Here is a 17,944-nt window from a genome sequence, read left to right as displayed (position 1 = left end):
TGCTCATGATTAATTTTACCACGACGTACACGACGAGCACGACGATTTGCGTCGTGTCGTGGCGGTAGCCATTCGTCGTGCTCGTCGTGTACGTCGTGGTTATAAAAAAGTAGCGAAGCCGCATTCTAACTGCATAATGTGAGTTGCTAAACAGGACATTTTACCCGTTCCCTCAACCCCCACTTCCCGCTCTTTCACCCCCTCATTTCCGTCACTTCAGCCGAAAAGCCCCGCCAATCCTGCGGCCTGGCCTGTGTTTTTTGCATCCTTTAGCCAACGAAATCATTCGATCATCCAACAATGAAGGATCATGAAAAAGTACAAAATGCTGGCTGCAAGTTTACTCGTACTGGCCGTAGTAGGCTGGGGGAGGGCGCAGTCCAAACTCCTGTATCAAGTCTCGTTGAATTTCCCGGCTTTTGGCATGCCTGGCTATCGACTCAGTGAAAATTTCCGCAACATGGGCCTCAGTGCAGGCATTACTTACCCCTTGAATCAATCCGAGACCTCTGGTTTGCGGCTGGATTTAGGCCATTACCGCACCCGTTCACAGGGCAGCAGTTTTTACCTGCAAAGCCAGTTCAGTTATCACCCTCGGATCGGCAAGCTGGAAGCTGGATTTGATTTAGGTCTGGGTTACCAATTGAATCTGGGCTCTGGACCGGGTTTGGTGCGGGACGCAGAAGGGCAATGGCAAACCCAAAAGAACCAAAAGGCGCTCTTTTTTGTACCAGCTGGCCTGCATTTGGGCTACCGAGTTAGCGAGCATTGGCGGCCTTTTGTGCAGTATCAGGCACAGGCGCTGCTCGGCTACAACGAAGCCTTTCCTGTTTTCCCCATCCATTTGATCACCGTAGGGCAAACCTTCAAATTTTAATTCCCATGAAAATTGCACCCATTTTATTCCTACTGGTACTCGGGCTGCTGAGTGCCTGTGAGAGTACCGAACAAGCCATTGCGCCCCAGCAAAACTGTGTGGCGCCGGGCATCAATCCTACCCATCCTTTGGCGGGGCGTTTACAAATGTTGATCGACAGCTTTGTCGCCGAAGGTATACCCGGCGCAGTGGTGGCGGTCAAAGATGCCAATGGGGTTTGGGCTGGCGCCAGCGGCTTATCCAAGTTGGAAGACCATACCCCCATGCAGACCTGCCAGGTTCAACATGCGTACAGTGTCAGCAAAACGTTTGTTTCCGTAGCTACCCTACGCCTGGCCGAACGTGGCTTGTTGAAACTAGATGACCCGATTTCCAATTATTTACCCACGGCCATCGCCAATCGCCTTACCCAGGCAAAGGGCGTCACGGTGCGCATGTTGCTCAATCAAACTTCGGGTTATCGGGAGTTTCATGATGACTTGAAGCGACTTTCGGACTTGCTCAATCGGCCTACCCGCCCCTGGTCGAGGGAGGAGCTGTTGGAATACGTCATTGAGAAACCTCTGCTTTTCCAACCAGGGACAGACTGGGCTTACGCCAATACCAATTATTTGCTCCTGACCTATGTGCTGGAAAAAGCCAGTGGCAAAGACCACTCTGAGGTCATCAAAGCGGAAATCCTGGAGCCCCTGCAACTGAAGAACACCTATTACAAACTACAAAATGGCTATCCCGGCAATCTAACCTTGCCCAACCATTACTGGGATCGTTACGCCAATGGGGTATTGGAAAACTGTACCCAAACCAACCTCAACATCGCCGCTTATTCCGGGTATGGAGAAGATGGAATCATCGCCTCACCACTAGACTTGGTCACTTTTATGGATGCGCTGGCGAGTGGCAAATTGTTGAACGCACAATCCTGGAAGGAAATGACGAGCTGGGTACAGGGCAAACAATCGACTGAACCGGATTATGGGCTGGGCTTGGTGTGGGTGAATTTTGGCGGTGGGCAGCCGGAGTTTGGGCATTACGGTGGAGGAATTGGTGGGCAATGCTCCTTGATTTATTTGCCCCAACAAAAAATAACGGTGTTTACTTCCACCAATGTGGGTCGGGAAGGAGGAGGGCGTTTTGCTTTTTTGAGCAGTGTGCTGGTGAATCGGGTACCGGAGGTTTTGTCTAAGTTGCCGTGATTAACGTTTTAGACTATAAAAGCATAGTTGTACTTTTGCACCGAACGTACAGCTATGCTTTTATCCATTTCCTATCCTGACCGTAACCTTCGTTTGATTGCCATTCCCTTGTGGGGATTCCTGTACCGCAACATTGGGGAGGTTGCTTCTTTTGGCCAATTGTTGAAGGACCCACAGTACTATCTGGATTTGGGGGTAGCCATTTTGGTCACCTTTTTGATTTGGGAACTCAACCGTTTTTTTATCCTCCGTTTTGACAAAAAATACTCCTGGGTAGATCAGGCCTTTCCACGCGCATTGATCCAGGGTGCCACCTGTTTTGGCCTCTCCAGCTTCATGGTATTGATGGCTACTTTTGTATACAACACCTACCTGGCACAACGGCATCCGCTGTTCAACATCGAGATCGTTTTTATGACCGATATCCCGATGGCTTGTATGTTTTTGTTGGTGATGCACTTGTTGTACACTGGGATGTGGCTGCGGGTTTATCATCAGCGGGTAGTGGAAGGGTTGCAAGAGCAGATCAGCAGTTTGGAAAACTCGAGTCCTCTGAATGCGAATATGCCCCCAACTGTTCGGGCTTTGCGCAGTTTGTTGGTCAATCAAGGCAAAGCCCAAGTGCCTTTGAACCTGGAGGAAATTGCCTACCTCAGTGTGGCGGGAGATTTATGCGTGATCCGCAATTTGCAAGGACAATCTTTTACCATTGATCAAACTTTGGAGCAACTGGAAGAAAGTCTGCCAGGTAGTGAGTTCTTTCGCCTCAACCGACAAATCATCGCCCATCGACAGGCGATTCGCAAGGTGGAAACGGAAGGTTCGGGGCGTTTGCTTTTGCAGTTGAATCCGGCTTTTTCGGAGGAGGTGACGGTGAGTAGAAAAAAAGCAAACACCTTTAGGGCTTGGATGATTGGCCAACAGGGATAACAGTTTACCTGATAATTGGAACCAATTTGAATCGTTTTTTCGACAGCCAAAAGTTTTTTACCCTTCCATCCATTTTCTACCGACGACCAACAACCTTTCCCCGTCGCTAGACGACATTTTTCCCTTTCAACCCGCACTCGGTCGCAATTGTTTAAACTTCAAGTAACTGACCCAATAAAGTTTCGTATTTTTCCGGCATAGAGCTTGTTTACACGAGTTCTTACATTTAAAGTCCATTTTGCACGTGAACAATATTTGTTCGATTTTACTAACCTGCAATTTTTATGAAGTACATTTCTTCCCTGCTCTGTCTGGTTCTTGTCAGTATTCTATTGACTTCCTGTGGTGGAAAAAAAGCTGAAACGGCTATGGCTGCCGGTCCTGGTGGAAAACCAGGTGGTCCCGGTGGCCCCGGTGGACCTCCACCTCCCACTCCGGTCGATTACATGATCGTCAACACGCAAGTACTGGAAAACACGCTGTTCACAACGGGCAACCTTGTCCCCAACGAACAAGTCGACATTCGCCCAGAACGCTCCGGGCGGATGACCAAGTTGCTCTTCAAAGAAGGTGCATTGGTTCAAAAAGGAACCCTTCTGGCTGAACTGGATCGTGACGAGTTGGAGGCCCAATATGCCAAACTTAAAGTCAGCGAAGCTTACAACGAGCGGGAGCTCAAACGAGCCAAAGACCTTTTGGCCATCGACGGGATTTCGCAGGAGGATTACGACCGGATTGGTCTCACCCTGGATCAAACTCGGGCCGATATGCGCATTACTCAGGTTGCACTCGACAAAACCCGCATTCGGGCACCGTTTAGTGGAAAATTGGGCTTGCGCCAATTGAGTGAAGGTGCTTATGTATCTCCCAACGACATCTTGGTAGGTTTGCAACAAACCAACCCCATCAAGCTGGAATTTGAAGTCCCCGAGCGTTTTTCCCGCGACTTGAGACCAGGTCAACGCATTCGCTTCAAAGTGGAGGGGCTCAATGAAAACTTCAGTGCCGACATTTATGCCTTGAGCAATGAAGTAAATGCTGCCTCCCGTACCCTTACCGCTCGCGCGCGTTGTGCGAACCCCAATGGCACTTTGAAGCCAGGTAACTTCGCCAAAGTACAAGTGATCACCAGCCAGAACAAAGCGGCAGTTTTGGTACCTACCGATGCCGTTATTCCCATTTTGAATGGCCAGCAAGTATTGGTGATCAAGGGGGGTAAAGTAAAAATGCAGCCCGTTTTGGCGGGGCAACGCCTGGAATCTGCCATGGCCATTTTGGACGGCCTGGCCCCCGGCGATACGGTGATCCTTTCGGGTTTATTGGCGCTGAAGGAAGGTATGCCAGTGATTCCAACCAAATTGCTTGAATCTCCAAATTCGAATGGCCTATGAATATGTCTTCTTTGAGCATCGACCGGCCGGTAATGGCTACGGTGATCTCCATAGTGATTGTTCTTTTTGGATACATTGGTTTCCGTTCCTTGGGTTTGCGGGAATACCCCAGTGTGGATCCACCTGTGGTGTCGGTCCAAACCACTTATACGGGGGCTGCGGCGGATGTAATTGAATCACAGATTACGGAGCCTCTGGAAGAAAGCATCAACGGGATTGCAGGGATTCGTTCCCTGTCGAGTACCTGTTCGGATGGTCGTAGCAACATCAGGGTTGAATTTGAATTGGGAATCGACCTGGAAGCTGCTGCCAACGATGTGCGCGAAAAAGTATCCCAGGCGATGCGGAACCTGCCTCCTGATGCCGACCCCCCCGTCGTTTCCAAATCGGATGCCAACTCCAACCCTATCATGTCCATTACCGTGCAGAGCAATCGCCGCAACCTGATGCAGCTGAGTGAATTTGCCAATAATGTGATGAAGGAACGCATCCAAACCATTCCGGGAATCTCGAATATTCGGATTTGGGGTGAAAAGCGTTACGCGATTCGGATTAAAATGGATCCGACTCTGCTTTCGGCCTACCAGCTCACTCCACTTGATGTTCGGGAAGCCCTGCGCACCCAGAATATTGAGTTGCCATCAGGTCGGGTAGAAGGGTACCGCACTGAGTTGACATTGCGTACGGAAGGTAAACTTTCTACGCCAGAAGAATTCTCCAATATTGTGCTACGTGACAATGGTTCGGGTACAATTTTATTGAGTGATGTAGCTACCGTAGATCTGGAGCCGCAAAACAAAAGGTCCATTCTCCGGGGCAACAACATCATTCCCATGGTAGGGGTCGCCATCACGCCACTGCCCGGAGCCAACTACATCGATATTGCTGACCGGGTGTACGACCGGGTCAATGAAATAAAGAAGAACATCCCTTCCGACATTACCCTTGATTATGCTTTTGATGGGACCATCAGTATCCGCAAAGCGATCAAAGAGGTGGAAGAAACCCTCCTGCTGGCTTTTGGTCTGGTGGTATTGGTAATCTTTATGTTTCTGCGCAATTGGCGCACTACCCTCATTCCAGTTATCGCCATTCCCATCTCTTTGATTGGAGCTTTCTTCATCATGTATGTGTTTAATTTCTCCATCAACATCCTGACCCTCCTGGGGATTGTATTGGCAACAGGTTTGGTGGTGGATGATGCCATTGTGGTGATGGAGAACATTTTTAGGCGGATTGAAGAAGGGCAAAAACCCTATGAAGCAGCCCATGAAGGCTCCAAAGAAATTTACTTTGCCATCATTTCTACTTCGATCACCTTGATCATTGTATTCTTGCCCATTGTGTTTTTGCAAGGTTTGACGGGGCGTCTGTTCCGGGAATTTGGGATCACGGTTGCGGGAGCCATCCTCATTTCAATGATCGTATCGCTCACCCTGACGCCAATGATGAGCGCCCGTTTTTTGAAACAACAAAAACATGGTTACATCTATAACCTCACTGAAGGTTTTTTCAATGGGATGACGAATTTGTACAACCGCACCTTAAAAAGCTTTATGCGAGTACGGGGCGTCGCCTGGCTTGTTACCATTCTGGCTGGTTTTGGCATCTACACTTTGATGAAAAAGATTCCTACCGAATTGGCCCCGATGGAAGATAAAAGCAGCTTGCGGGTACAAATGACTGCACCAGAAGGTACTTCCTTTGAGATCATGGATCGCTACATACTGGAAGTGCTCAAGATAGTGGATACTCTGCCAGAGAAGCGGGCGGTTATTGCGGTAACTGCTCCAGGCTTTAGCGGATCGGGTGCAGTGAATTCTGCGTTTGTCAACATTATCCTCAAACAACCCGAAGAGCGTACCCGGACCCAGGATGAATTGGCCAAATTTCTGTTCCCAAAAATAGCCCAGTTGAACTATGCACGTTCACTGATCACTCAAGAACAGACCATCGCAACGGATCGCCGGGCTGGCGGTTTGCCCGTACAGTTTGTGGTTCAGGCGCCGAATTTTGACGACTTGAAGGAAAAAATGCCACTTTTTATGGAAGAAGCGGCCAAACAACCTGAATTTGCGATAACCGACCTGGACTTAAAATTCAACAAACCTGAACTACGCCTTGAAATTGACCGCGAACGTGCCCGCAAATTACAACTCAATGTCCGGGATGTAGCGGAAACCCTCCAATTGTACTACGCTGGTCAGCGTTATGGCTATTTCATCAAAGACAGCAAGCAATACGAAGTTATTGGCGAAGCAGACCGCATTTATCGGGACGATCCCAGAGATCTGTCCTCCTTGTATGTTCGGAACAAACCGGGAGAATTGATCCCGATCAGCAACGTTGTTCGGATCATTGAGCAATCCAGTCCACCACAACTCTATCGTTATGACCGCTATCTGTCGGCTACGGTATCTGCAGGGTTAAATCCCGGGTTCACCATTGGCCAAGGGATTGAAGCCATGGAAAGAGTCCGGGCAAAAGTCCTGGATGAATCCTTCCAAACAGCATTAACGGGTACTTCCAAGGACTTTAAAGAAAGCTCAAGCGGGATCATGTTTGCCTTCATTTTGGCTTTGGCCTTGGTTTACCTTACCCTCGCCGCCCAATTTGAAAGTTTCTTTGATCCATTGATCATCATGTTCACAGTACCACTGGCGCTGGTAGGGGCTTTGTTGTCGCTGTGGTGGTTCAACCACACGCTCAACATCTTTAGCGAGATTGGCATCATCGTCTTGGTGGGTATTGTAACCAAAAACGGGATTTTGATTGTAGAATTCGCCAATCAAAAAATGGAAGAAGGCATGAGTGCTTATGAGGCAGCCGTAGAGTCGGCAACCTTGCGTTTGCGCCCCATCCTGATGACCAGTATCGCCACCATTCTGGGGGTTGTACCCATTGCCTTAGCATTGGGAGCTGCATCAACGAGCCGGATCCCGATGGGCGTTGCAATTATCGGCGGCCTGAGTTTCTCCTTGATCCTTACGCTCTACGTGATTCCAGCCATTTACACCTTTTTCAACCGACAAAAAGTAGGAAAGCATGAAGCGATCGCAGTTGCTGAATAATATTATCTGTTTTTCACTAATCCTATTTGCTATTTCATTCTCTTACGCGCAGCCACCCATGCTGCGCGTAGAGGATGCTGTAAAAGTGGGTTTGGAGAAAAATTTCAACATCCAGATCCTGCGCCAGCAAGAGCAAATGGCCATCAACAACAATACGCCAGCTCGGGCAGGAATGACACCAACGGTAAATACTACGGGAACCGTTTCGTACGCCATCAATAGCACTGAACAAAAATTCTTCACCGGGGAATCACGAGGCGCCCCCAATGCGGGCACCTTTAACACCCGTTTTGGGGTGGAAGCACTCTGGACCATCTATGACGGTTGGCGCATGTATGCAGCCAGGGATCGCCTTACCGCCTTCGAGCAACAAAGTCGGGCAATTACAACGGCTCAAATGCAAACACTTGCGGCCAATATTACCTTGTCCTATTACAACATTGTCCAATTGGAGCGCACGACCGAAAATCTGCGCTACGCTGTACGTCTGGATCGCGACTTGCTTAATTTGGTACAAGCTAAAAAGACCATTGGTAGTGCGACCGGGTTGGAATTGCTACAATCACGTTCGCGCCTGACAGCAGATAGTGCCCGCTTGGTCCAACAAGAAGCCGACATCAGAAGGCTTTACATGTCGTTTAATCAATTGTTGAATCGCCCCGTGGATGAACAGTTTAGGGTGGATACTACCCTTGCTTCTCAAATGGTGATCGGCGTAGAAGAGTTGGTTCAAAATGCAAAACAAGCTCACCCAGAAGTGATTCTGAGTAAAATGGATCAACAAGTTGCGCTTTTGAACACCAAAGAAATCAAAGGCTCTTTTAAGCCAGAGCTGGATCTTTTTGCCAACCTTAACTATTCGTACCAGCGCAACGCAATTGGCTTTTTATTGTCCAACCGCAACTTGGGGCCGACGGTAGGTCTCACTGCCCGGTACCCGATTTACGATGGGCATTTGCGCAAACAAAATTTAGCCAACGCCAAAATAGCGGAGGAGAGTGTCAAATTGCGGCAAGATGAGCTTTTGTATACCCTTGAAGCACAAATTCGCACCCGTTATGCCGATTACCAATCGCTCAAACAATTGCGCGATCTGGAAGACGCGAACTTAAAGGTAAGCGTGGATCAGGCTAATCTGGCGCGTGAATTGTACCGTTTGGGTAAAATTACCAATTTTGAGGTGCGGGAATCGACCCTTTTGGAGGTTCAAGCACGGGATAGAGCCATCCAGGCTGGCTTTCGTTTGAAACAAGCGGAGATTGAGCTGTTGGATTTGGCGGGGATGAAAATGTTTCAGTAGACTAGTTCGACGTTTTTACGTTTACTAAATTTCTAAAGTTTAGTAAACGTAAAACAAAAAAGGCGCTCGGAGATCATCTCCCAGCGCCTTTTCCTATTTTATAAAAATCCGCAAACAAGTTCTTATGCTCGCTCCCGATAGTTTTCTTCGTACAGTTTTTGCAATTTTTTACGGGCGAAGAAAATCCGGCTTTTGATGGTTCCCAGCGGGGAGCCCAATTCTTCCGCAATTTCCTCGTACTTAAACCCATCGTAAGCCATCAAAAATGGCTCGCGAAAATCGCTTGGCAAAGTGTCGACCAGGAGCATCAACTCTCCAAAAGACACATCGTGCTCCCCATCGTTGTTCACTCTTTCTTCCCCGGAATTGAGGTAGAAATTGTTGGGAGTCTGATCCACGATCATGTTGCGGCGTACTTTCTTACGGTAATTGTTGATGAAAATATTCCGCATGATGGTCACTGCCCAGGCTTTGAAGTTGGTACCCTGGTTATATTTGTCTGCATTGGTGATGATCCTTACCGCAGTGTCTTGATAAAGGTCGTCAGCATCGTTGTAGTTACCGGTCAGTTTGAGTGAAAAGGCGCGCAATGAATTGCTCACCTTGTCAAGTTGCTCGTAGATCGGATTTTGAATCGCGTAAAGCATGGTCCGGTGATTTATTTGGGTTATCGTACTTGTAATAAATTTTTACAAAAATAAAGAATGCCGGGGATTTGTGCAATTATTTTTGCCTATTTAGATTCATTTTTAATAAAAAAAGTCGCAACGCGACAGTTTTTTCCAAAAATAAGGAATTTTGTTAAAAAAATTAACACCCATAAAACAATGAGCGCTTAAATTTGTATTCTAATAATGAGATTTGAACCACCAATCGGAGCAGACGAATGGAATTGATTCGTCGTTCAACTGCTTAATTTATTACGAAGGACTTTTTATATTTTTCTTTCGCCTTTATTTCGGATGATTAATTTGGATGGAATGGAACCAATGGTTGACTTTACTTATTTGGACAAAAACATTCGTTTTTTGCGCAAGCAGATGAATTTGAGTCAAGAAGAACTTGCGTTAAAGATCGGATTGAATCGAGGCAACATTGCCTCGTACGAAAATGGCACTGCCGAACCAAAGGTGTGTAACCTGCTCAGGTTATCCCGATTGTTTGGGGTTTCCATTTGTGATTTGGCACAACGGGATTTAAGTGGGGATGAGGTGCCTTGTTCAAATGGCAATGGCCACGCCAAAAAAGCCCAACTGGTTGAGCCGCAAAATCCCGAAGTTTTGAACATCATCCACAGCAATGCTCAACGCAAATTGCAGATGATGGAAGGCCTTGTAACCTGTAGCCGCCTGAAGCTCGAACAGGTTCACACTCAAATTCCCCCTGAGCTACAATTGATCATCGTCAACTTTGAAGAATTGTACCGCACCGCCCGTTCCCTCATGGATGAACACCTTTCACTGCTCAAAAGCCTCAATTGCAAAGATTCTTCTGCAAACGAGTGATTTTTAACAGATTAATGGTTGCACTGCATGGGAAATAGGGATATATTGCAGTGTTTTAGTTGCAATATAATCCCATAGTCCCATGAAAAAATTGTCCCTTCTCAAGGGCTTGCTGTTGGCATTGAGCCTATTTACAGCAAGCCAAAAGTTGCACGCTGTGCAATTCGCCCGCTTATCCCTGGCGGAAGCCAAAGCTAGAGCAGCCCAATTACAACGTCCATTGCTGGTTCATTTTGCCGCCAACTGGTGCCTGCCTTGCCAGTGGATGGACAAAAACACTTTTGCCGATCCGGAAGTAACCAGCTACCTGAGTCAGCAATATCTGGCCGTAAAAATCGACGTGGATGAAGTGCAAGGCTACGCCGACAAGGAAGCTTGTGGGGTAAAATACCTGCCCTCCCTGTTGATCTTTAATGCAAGGGGGATAGTGGTTTCCCGCTACGAAGAAACCCTTGATGCTGCCCAAATGCTGGAGGTGCTGCGCAAATACGATACACCCGCCAACCGCGTCGCGCCCCGCACTGCTTCTACTGTACCAATGGTAAAATTGACCACTTCCAATACGATGATTGCTCAAATCGGAGAACATGAAATGGCTGCCCTTGCTGGTGAAGTAGAAGATGATCCCGCGCATCTGGACGCTCAACGCCGACCACTCAATTCAAGCACCGCAACTCCTGCACTGCCAACTTCGCGCAAAATGGGGATTCAAGTGGGCGTTTACAGCAGTTATGAAAATGTGATTCGGCAGGTACAGTATTTTGAAAAAAAATTTTACAAAACGGTCCACATCTCTTCCCAAACCAACAACGGACAAACCTATTACCACCTCATTGCCGGTCCATTTGAAACGCCAGCTCAAATGCAAACGTACCTCAATGCCTTGCAGCGAGATGGACTTAAAGGATTAATAGTCACCTTATAATGTGTTAATTTACTAATGTGCTGATTGGCCAATTGTAGAAAAGCATGCGGCTTGATATGTAAATCTGTAACGGTGTTTTTTGAAGGCTAAATCAGCACATTAGCGCTTTTTGATTTCATCAACATGTCAATTCAATACAGCAGCTAATTGGCAAATCAGCAAATTAGCACATCAACACATCAAATATTTGTCATTCTGTTTCGTTTCTTTGTCGAAGTATTTAAGGAGTGTGTCCGGTTTTATGCTTCACGCTACAAATGATAAATGACACACTCTTAGTTCGTTCAGGACAAACAGAATGATGAGCAAAATGAGCAGATTTTTCGGCTATCTAATCGTATTTTTCTTGCCAGTAGTAGTGCTACAAGGGCAAAATATCAACACCATCAAATTCGATCCACGAGGCAAAACCAGCCAATTGCGCCGTGCTTGTACCAATCAAGCTGGTACGGTGACGATCGGGGCCATTCAGGGGCAAAGCAATACTTCTGGGGGTGAAACAATTTACCTTTGTTTTGGGGACTCTATCCGGATTACCCATAACGGGAATTTTGTGATCAATGATCCTAATTTTGCTACTCCATCCGGGATTGTTTATCTGGTGACGACGTGTGCTCCTTCTGCGGAGTTTACCGGGCCTGATACAACTGATATTTTGAAACAGCCTTGTTTGTTTCCCGATGCGACTGTGACAGTTGGTAACTCGGTTATTCCCAAGGGATTGTTTTGGACCGTATCCGGACAGCGGAATGGGAATATCACTTTTCGAAATGATGGAGTATTTCTTCAAGCCTTTGGTAAAAATAAACCAGTTGCACTACATTTCGCACCTATTACACTGGACAACTTTGCAGGAGATAAATATGAAGCAGGAGGTTGTGTAAACCTTAACCCTGATGCTGCATTCCGTATTGCTTTTCTGAAACCAATTGACACAGTCCGGGTCAGAACTCGAGTCGACAATGCAGGATGTACTGGTTCGTTTATCGTAGGTGGTGGGGTCCCAGAGTTTGACCCCAATGAACGATATACCATTTCGATAGTCAAAGAAGATGATCCTACAGTTCAAGGTGTAGCCAAAGCCTCAAGCACCAATAACAATACTGCGGAGCACCTCGATTCTGTTTCTTTTTTTGTACCTGAACCTGGTCGTTACATCGTAACCATTACGGATGGTCGCAATTGCAATATGTCTTTCCCTGTGAACATGGCGGGGTGTCAGGCGGTTGGTTTTCAATTGCCTTACCTAAATGCAAAAACAGGTGATGAAATTTGTGTGGATTTAAAAACCACCAATTTCAATAAAGTAGGTTTATTTGAAATGAACATCCGTTGGGACACAGCGGTATTGGAGTTTATACGCACCCAGAATTTTAATGCGGCTTTGGGTGGCTTTGGCGCAGGTAGTATCGGCCAAACTTCGGACAAACTAGGTTTGGCTTTGTCCTGGTCGGACAACACCTTGAAAGGGATAAGCCTTTCTGATAGTTCTACATTGGTTACTTTTTGCTTCAGAGTAAAAGGGCCCTTGGGCTCAACAAGTCCACTTCGTTTTGTCGGGTCGCGGGACCCATCTGAAACAGTAGGTACCCCAGATCCAGCGAAATTGGGGTATGTGTTCCGGGATGGGCAGGTGAATGTGACGGATGATGTGTTGTTTACCAGTGTACGAACCTCTGGTTTGAATTGTAAAGGGGACACCGATGGGGTGATCGAAGTGATTGTCGATAAAGGAAGAGCACCGTATCTGGTCAGACTTGCGCGAACACTACCTTTACCTGGTCAGAGTTTTGCAGATGAAACAATTGCCATTGCTGGAGGAAGTTTCAGATTTGAGGATTTACCCGTAGGTACTTATACTATTTTCATTCAAGATAGTAGCCCTGGTACACCAAATACAAAAAGAGATACGGTAGTTTTCCTCGCCCCCGATGACTTTGTGGTGCGGGTTGAAGGGGCAAAAGACCTTTCTTGCCATGATTCAAGAGATGGGTCTTTGGAAGCAGTAATTGTTATCAATGCTATTCCTCTGACCAATCCTGATTCCACCTATAAATTCCAATGGAATATTCCAGGTGAAAGGACCGCAAGTATTGATTCGCTAAGGGCTGGCAATTATTCGGTTACTGTAACCAATGCAAAAGGTTGTGTGGCCATCGGCACTTCTGCGCTAACTGCCCCAACTGAAATCAGGCCTACTCCTGTGATTACTCAAAACACCTGTTCTGGTGTGGCCAATGGCCGGATTCAATTGAGTGTTAACGGTGGTCTGCCATTTAGTGGTGGAAGATATTTCTATCAATGGCCCAACCAAGCTGGAGACACCCTTACTACCTCGACGATTTCCAACCTGGCAGAAGGTAACTATACGGTAACGATAACCGACAGTAAACAATGTGTAAAAGAATTTAGCTTTCCTGTAGCGCCTTTTAAAGTATTGGAAATTGATACTGCTGTTACGGATGTGACCTGTTTTGGACTGTCTAATGGTGAGATTACAGTTACTGGTAATACCAATGGTGCCCAGGCCCAATTGCCATACCAGTTTACCTGGACTGGTTCAACCAATACTCCCACCAATCAACCAACCAATAGTACACTGGGCAATTTGCCTGCAGGTACTTACATCGTTACGATGCAAGATCAAGATCCGGCTGGTTGCCGCATTTCCGATACTATCGTTGTCAAACAACCAACAGCACTCTCCGTTGCCCAAGGTCGCCTGCAAAACGAAACCTGCCGCCCCGGCAACGACGGTTTGGCTTCAATCAAAGTAAGTGGGGGTGTCAAACCCTATGCCTACGAGTGGCGCCTGGATACCACACTGCTCACGGCGCAAACCGATTCACTGGCCACTGGCCTACGTTCCGGCAATTACATCGTCACAGTGATCGACAGCAACCGGTGTGATACCACCTTTATGTTGGACATCAATGCTCCGGCTGGACCTCAAATTACCCAGCTCAACGACTTTACTTTGCGTTGTTTTGGGGATGCGAATGGTCGGTTGTCGGTAAGGGCTACGCCAGTTCCGGGTACTACCATTACTTCCTATACCTGGGACAACCAGTCAAGTGGCCAGGATCTTACAAATTTGCCTGCCGGACGCTACATCGTAACGGTAACGGGTAGCGATTTTTGTAGCTCGGTGGACACCGCCCAGGTCATTGCCCCAACCCCCATTAGTGTGGACAGCATTACGGCTGTGGCACCCCGTTGCCCGGGAGATGCCAATGGCTCGCTGACGGTGAATGTGAGCGGTGGCACTGCTCCTTACAAATTCTTGTGGAAGGATCAAGGGACCGATACCTCTCGCTTCCAATTGCGCCCGGCATTGAAAGCGGGCATCTATGATGTGAGTGTATTCGACGCCAGTGGCTGCCCATCTGTAACGGGCTCGGCGACTTTGCAAGACCCACCGCGTATCCTCATTACCTTTACAGATAGCACCGGGGTAGCCTGTTTTGAAGGCAGTAAAGACGGACGAGCTACGGCAACTGCACGATTTAGCAATGGCGCCTCAGGCTTGTTTGAATTCACCTGGCAAGGCAGTCAGGAAACCTTTGCTGGAGTAGCCAGTTCAAGCGCAACCATGTTGTCTGCTGGGATGAATGTGGTGGTGGTCGTGGATTCCAATTCCTGCGCTGCTGCTGATTCGGTGCTCATCACCAGCCCACCGGCGATCAAAATTTTGGCTGTGGTAGAAGCAGTGACTTGTTTTGGCCTGGCTAATGGGAAAGCAAAACTCACGCCAGGAGGAGGAACGCCACCTTTTAGCATCGCCTGGCAAGGAATTGGTTCTACCCAGGATAGTTTGAGCAACCTTCGGGCAGGTACTTACACCGCGGTCATTACGGATAGCCGCAATTGCCCCAAAACGCAGGAAATCGAAATTAAAGAACCAGCAGAACTCAAAGTAGAAGTGGATCAATCCTTCTCCAGGGCTTCCAGTTGTAGCAATACCAATGATGGGCGTTTTGGCATAGTGGTGAATACCGATGAAGGGATCAACCCATTGCCTGAAAACGCCTTCACCTGGTCGGGTGGGATTTCGCGTGCGAATTCTCCTTTTGCGGAGAAACTGGCACCAGGCACCTACTCTGTGACCGTTACGGACACTAAAAACTGCACAGATTCCACCAGTTATACCGTAGTATCGCCGCCACCAGTAATTGGCCTGCTCAATCCAGTGACCGAACCTCGTTGTTTTGGCGATGCCACCACACTTACAGTGGATACGGCCTACGGTGGAAATGGAGTTGACCTGACGGATTTCACCTTCACCGTAGACAACAATGGCATCAGCTTCCCGCTGAATCAAGCTGCGAATATTTTTGCAGGCCAACACGTAATTGCGATTGAAGATCAATTGGGTTGTCAATACATCGATACAATTGTGGTGAACCAACCAGAACAATTGACGGTGGCTTTCAACCCCAATCAGGTTACAGTTGAATTGGGCGATAGTTTGCAGCTTACCCCGATTGTGACCAGTACCAAACCCATTACTGGCTACGAATGGTTACCTGCCAAAGGGCTCTCTGACAATAGAATCGAAAGCCCTTACGTGCTCACGGCCACCCGCACGGAACGTGACATGCGCGACGACACAGAGTTCATCCTGACGGTAACGGATACCAGTGGCTGTAAAGCTGAAGGAACCATCTTCGTGGAGCTCGATCGCAACCGCAATTTCTACATTCCCAACGCATTCTCGCCCAATGGAGACGGACGCAACGACGAATTCCGGGTGTATGGCTGTAAGGGTGTAAAAAGCATCAATTATGCCCGGTTGTTTGACCGTTGGGGCAACCTGATTATGCAAGCAGAAGGGATTGTGCCGGATTGCGCAGGCGGGACTATTGTTTGGGATGGCTTAGCCTCTTCAAAACTAGCCAATCAAGGCGTGTACGTATATATTATTGAAGTGGAATTCCTCGACGATGTGAAGTTGTTGTATCGCGGGGATGTGGGACTAATTCGGTAAATCAACAAAAATGGTTCCAGGTTTTCCTGGAACCATTTTTGTTACCGCAATATCATCACACTGCCCGTTGCCAATTTTTCCTCACCTTTGCAACGGTAGCGAATTTTATACAACATCACGCCGGGGTTAACCTCTTTCCCCTGGAATTTTCCATCCCAACGCGAAAAAGGATCTGCTGAACCAAATACCCGACTGCCCCAACGGTCAAAAATTTCAAAGCCCAGCAATTCCTGAATGACAAATGGGTTACTGATGCCAAAGGTTTCATTCAAACCATCACCATTGGGCGTAAAAGCTTTTGGCAAAAGCACCTGTCCACAGTCCAACGTACTGGGATCAATTACCGTAATTCTGATCGAATCAGTTGCCGTACAAGCCCCACTGTCATCTGACATATTAACCGTGAAAAAATGGATGCCCGGGCTCAAAGGCTGAATGACGGGCTCCTTTTCAAATGGAGAAATTACATCCAGAGTAGGAGACCAGTTGAAAATATAATTACAGGTAGGCCCAATTTTGATTTTCACGGCACCGCCAACAAAAATGCTGGTGTCGCGGGTTACGATGTTATCGGGTTCAACGGTGTATAGGGATTTGATTTCGTTGTCGTTTAAGGACCGGTTGTATAGCCTTACTTCGTCCAGGTAACCTTCAAAAGGAGCCTGGTTCGCTACCGGGGTACACGGCGAATTGCCCATAGTGAATTTTCCATCATTGGACAGATTGATTCGCCCCTGGGTATTTAATTCCTGAATTTTGACACCATTGATGTACAACTTAACTTTGTTGGCTTCCCGGATTACAGCTACGTGGTGCCAACATTTTCCAGCGGGAACTTCACCAATCAAATTGACGGTTTTGGCACCCTCGCCTAAAAATACGTTGATGGTCCGGGTGAAAGGGCGAAAACGGATGTAAAATTGATTGCCATCAGTTTTGCAATTACTGGTGAGTTTGTGCACCAGGTACTGAATGCCGTTGGAATTGGTTGACTTAAAATAAAAACTTAAACTGAAGTCTTCAGTGGTAAATTCATCGTTGGCAGGCCCCATCACCACCGCATTTCCATTGGCTCCCGAAAATTCCAGGGCATTTCCCTCCACACCACAATCATAGGTACGGTTGAGGGCAGGTTGGAATGCATTGGCGGTATTTCCGGCAGCGTCAGCATTGGTGTTCTCAAAAGTATAAAATGCCACTAAACCCGCTTTGGGTTGAGCAAACAAAGCAACAGTGCAACACAGGCAGAATAAAAATGAAGCTATTCTCATGGTATTTTTGGAATTGGCAAAATAATGGCTGATCGCCGCGCATCCACGGCAGATCGGATTCCAGTAAAAAACGAAGGAAGAGAAGGCTTATTTTAGGCCATCCTTATTTGAAGAAACCATCCAGCCCTGGGGGCATCATGTCTTTGAGCAATTGTTGGGTTTCTTCAGCCTCTTTTTCCAAGGCACTATTTAGTGCTCGGTTGATGGCAACGAGGAGTAAGTCTTCCAACTCCTCCGCTTCAGCATTTTTTAAAAAAGTGGGGTCAATGCTGATGTTGGTGATTTCGCGGTTGGCGTTGGCACTGATTTTGATGGCCCCATCACCCGCCTCACTTTCTACAATAAAATCGGCCAGTTTTTCGCGCATGGCCTTTTGTTGGGCCTCCATATCGCCAAACATGTTTTCAAGTCCAAACATGGTACGGTTTTTTTGTCGGTAAAATATGTGCGAAGATATAACAGAACGTACAGGAAATGACAGTATTTTATAC

At 47.4% G+C, this 17,944-nt stretch carries 12 protein-coding genes; 9 read left to right on the top strand and 3 right to left on the bottom strand.

Features of this window, described 5'->3' with window-relative positions:
* The first annotated feature begins 310 nt into the window (after nucleotides 1-310).
* The 6 genes from SFV55_RS02405 (at nucleotide 311) to SFV55_RS02380 (ending at nucleotide 8,765) form a co-directional block, all read left to right on the top strand.
* Nucleotides 311-877, top strand: a complete 567-nt coding sequence (locus SFV55_RS02405; protein WP_320027855.1) for a hypothetical protein — start codon at nucleotides 311-313, stop codon at nucleotides 875-877.
* Between the two features lie 5 nt (nucleotides 878-882).
* Entirely contained in the window at nucleotides 883-2,073 is a 1,191-nt protein-coding gene (locus SFV55_RS02400; protein WP_320027854.1) for a serine hydrolase domain-containing protein, read from the top strand.
* Nucleotides 2,074-2,127: 54 nt separating this feature from the next.
* Nucleotides 2,128-3,003: a LytTR family DNA-binding domain-containing protein gene (locus SFV55_RS02395; RefSeq protein WP_320027853.1), complete on the top strand. Its 876-nt coding sequence runs from the start codon at nucleotides 2,128-2,130 to the stop codon at nucleotides 3,001-3,003.
* Nucleotides 3,004-3,287: 284 nt separating this feature from the next.
* Nucleotides 3,288-4,394, top strand: coding sequence for an efflux RND transporter periplasmic adaptor subunit (locus SFV55_RS02390; RefSeq protein ID WP_320027852.1), 1,107 nt, complete (start codon nucleotides 3,288-3,290; stop codon nucleotides 4,392-4,394).
* Nucleotides 4,391-7,465, top strand: a complete 3,075-nt coding sequence (locus SFV55_RS02385; protein WP_320027851.1) for an efflux RND transporter permease subunit — start codon at nucleotides 4,391-4,393, stop codon at nucleotides 7,463-7,465. Before SFV55_RS02390 ends, SFV55_RS02385 begins: the two co-directional genes overlap by 4 nt.
* On the top strand, nucleotides 7,440-8,765 hold the full coding sequence (locus SFV55_RS02380; protein ID WP_320027850.1) for a TolC family protein: 1,326 nt from the start codon (nucleotides 7,440-7,442) through the stop codon (nucleotides 8,763-8,765). The genes SFV55_RS02385 and SFV55_RS02380 overlap by 26 nt, the downstream gene beginning before the upstream one ends.
* A gap of 122 nt (nucleotides 8,766-8,887) precedes the next feature.
* Here SFV55_RS02380 and SFV55_RS02375 read toward each other — a convergent pair whose 3' ends face one another.
* The gene (locus SFV55_RS02375; RefSeq protein ID WP_320027849.1) at nucleotides 8,888-9,412 is read right to left on the bottom strand and encodes an RNA polymerase sigma factor; all 525 of its coding nucleotides are present in this window, start codon (nucleotides 9,410-9,412) and stop codon (nucleotides 8,888-8,890) included.
* A gap of 333 nt (nucleotides 9,413-9,745) precedes the next feature.
* Here SFV55_RS02375 and SFV55_RS02370 point away from each other — a divergent pair, with 333 nt between their 5' ends.
* From SFV55_RS02370 to SFV55_RS02360, 3 genes are all read left to right on the top strand, one after another.
* Entirely contained in the window at nucleotides 9,746-10,270 is a 525-nt protein-coding gene (locus SFV55_RS02370; RefSeq protein WP_320027848.1) for a helix-turn-helix transcriptional regulator, read from the top strand.
* Between the two features lie 82 nt (nucleotides 10,271-10,352).
* A complete protein-coding gene (locus SFV55_RS02365) occupies nucleotides 10,353-11,195 on the top strand; it encodes a thioredoxin family protein (RefSeq protein ID WP_320027847.1) in 843 nt (280 codons plus the stop codon).
* A 310-nt stretch (nucleotides 11,196-11,505) separates the two neighbouring features.
* Entirely contained in the window at nucleotides 11,506-16,182 is a 4,677-nt protein-coding gene (locus SFV55_RS02360; RefSeq protein WP_320027846.1) for a gliding motility-associated C-terminal domain-containing protein, read from the top strand.
* Between the two features lie 41 nt (nucleotides 16,183-16,223).
* Here the strand turns inward: SFV55_RS02360 and SFV55_RS02355 are convergent, their stop codons facing one another.
* Both SFV55_RS02355 and SFV55_RS02350 read right to left on the bottom strand, forming a co-directional pair.
* Nucleotides 16,224-17,453: a LamG-like jellyroll fold domain-containing protein gene (locus SFV55_RS02355; protein ID WP_320027845.1), complete on the bottom strand. Its 1,230-nt coding sequence runs from the start codon at nucleotides 17,451-17,453 to the stop codon at nucleotides 16,224-16,226.
* A gap of 103 nt (nucleotides 17,454-17,556) precedes the next feature.
* On the bottom strand, nucleotides 17,557-17,871 hold the full coding sequence (locus SFV55_RS02350) for a YbaB/EbfC family nucleoid-associated protein (protein WP_320027844.1): 315 nt from the start codon (nucleotides 17,869-17,871) through the stop codon (nucleotides 17,557-17,559).
* Between the last annotated feature and the right edge of the window lie 73 nt (nucleotides 17,872-17,944).

This window comes from Haliscomenobacter sp. (genome assembly GCF_033763495.1).
GTDB lineage: Bacteria > Bacteroidota > Bacteroidia > Chitinophagales > Saprospiraceae > Haliscomenobacter.
The sequence above is the reverse complement of the archived record's forward strand: the minus strand, read 5'-3'. Positions and strand labels throughout refer to the sequence as shown.

What these genes read in the sequence shown, in the direction of transcription:
- SFV55_RS02400 (WP_320027854.1), top strand. Translation starts at nt 883, where the DNA reads ATGAAAATTGCACCCATTTTATTCCTACTGGTACTCGGGCTGCTGAGT.
- SFV55_RS02390 (WP_320027852.1), top strand. Translation starts at nt 3,288, where the DNA reads ATGAAGTACATTTCTTCCCTGCTCTGTCTGGTTCTTGTCAGTATTCTA.
- SFV55_RS02365 (WP_320027847.1), top strand. Translation starts at nt 10,353, where the DNA reads ATGAAAAAATTGTCCCTTCTCAAGGGCTTGCTGTTGGCATTGAGCCTA.
- SFV55_RS02380 (WP_320027850.1), top strand. Translation starts at nt 7,440, where the DNA reads ATGAAGCGATCGCAGTTGCTGAATAATATTATCTGTTTTTCACTAATC.
- SFV55_RS02395 (WP_320027853.1), top strand. Translation starts at nt 2,128, where the DNA reads ATGCTTTTATCCATTTCCTATCCTGACCGTAACCTTCGTTTGATTGCC.
- SFV55_RS02385 (WP_320027851.1), top strand. Translation starts at nt 4,391, where the DNA reads ATGAATATGTCTTCTTTGAGCATCGACCGGCCGGTAATGGCTACGGTG.
- SFV55_RS02370 (WP_320027848.1), top strand. Translation starts at nt 9,746, where the DNA reads ATGGAACCAATGGTTGACTTTACTTATTTGGACAAAAACATTCGTTTT.
- SFV55_RS02350 (WP_320027844.1), bottom strand. Translation starts at nt 17,871, where the DNA reads ATGTTTGGACTTGAAAACATGTTTGGCGATATGGAGGCCCAACAAAAG.
- SFV55_RS02360 (WP_320027846.1), top strand. Translation starts at nt 11,506, where the DNA reads ATGAGCAGATTTTTCGGCTATCTAATCGTATTTTTCTTGCCAGTAGTA.
- SFV55_RS02405 (WP_320027855.1), top strand. Translation starts at nt 311, where the DNA reads ATGAAAAAGTACAAAATGCTGGCTGCAAGTTTACTCGTACTGGCCGTA.
- SFV55_RS02375 (WP_320027849.1), bottom strand. Translation starts at nt 9,412, where the DNA reads ATGCTTTACGCGATTCAAAATCCGATCTACGAGCAACTTGACAAGGTG.
- SFV55_RS02355 (WP_320027845.1), bottom strand. Translation starts at nt 17,453, where the DNA reads ATGAGAATAGCTTCATTTTTATTCTGCCTGTGTTGCACTGTTGCTTTG.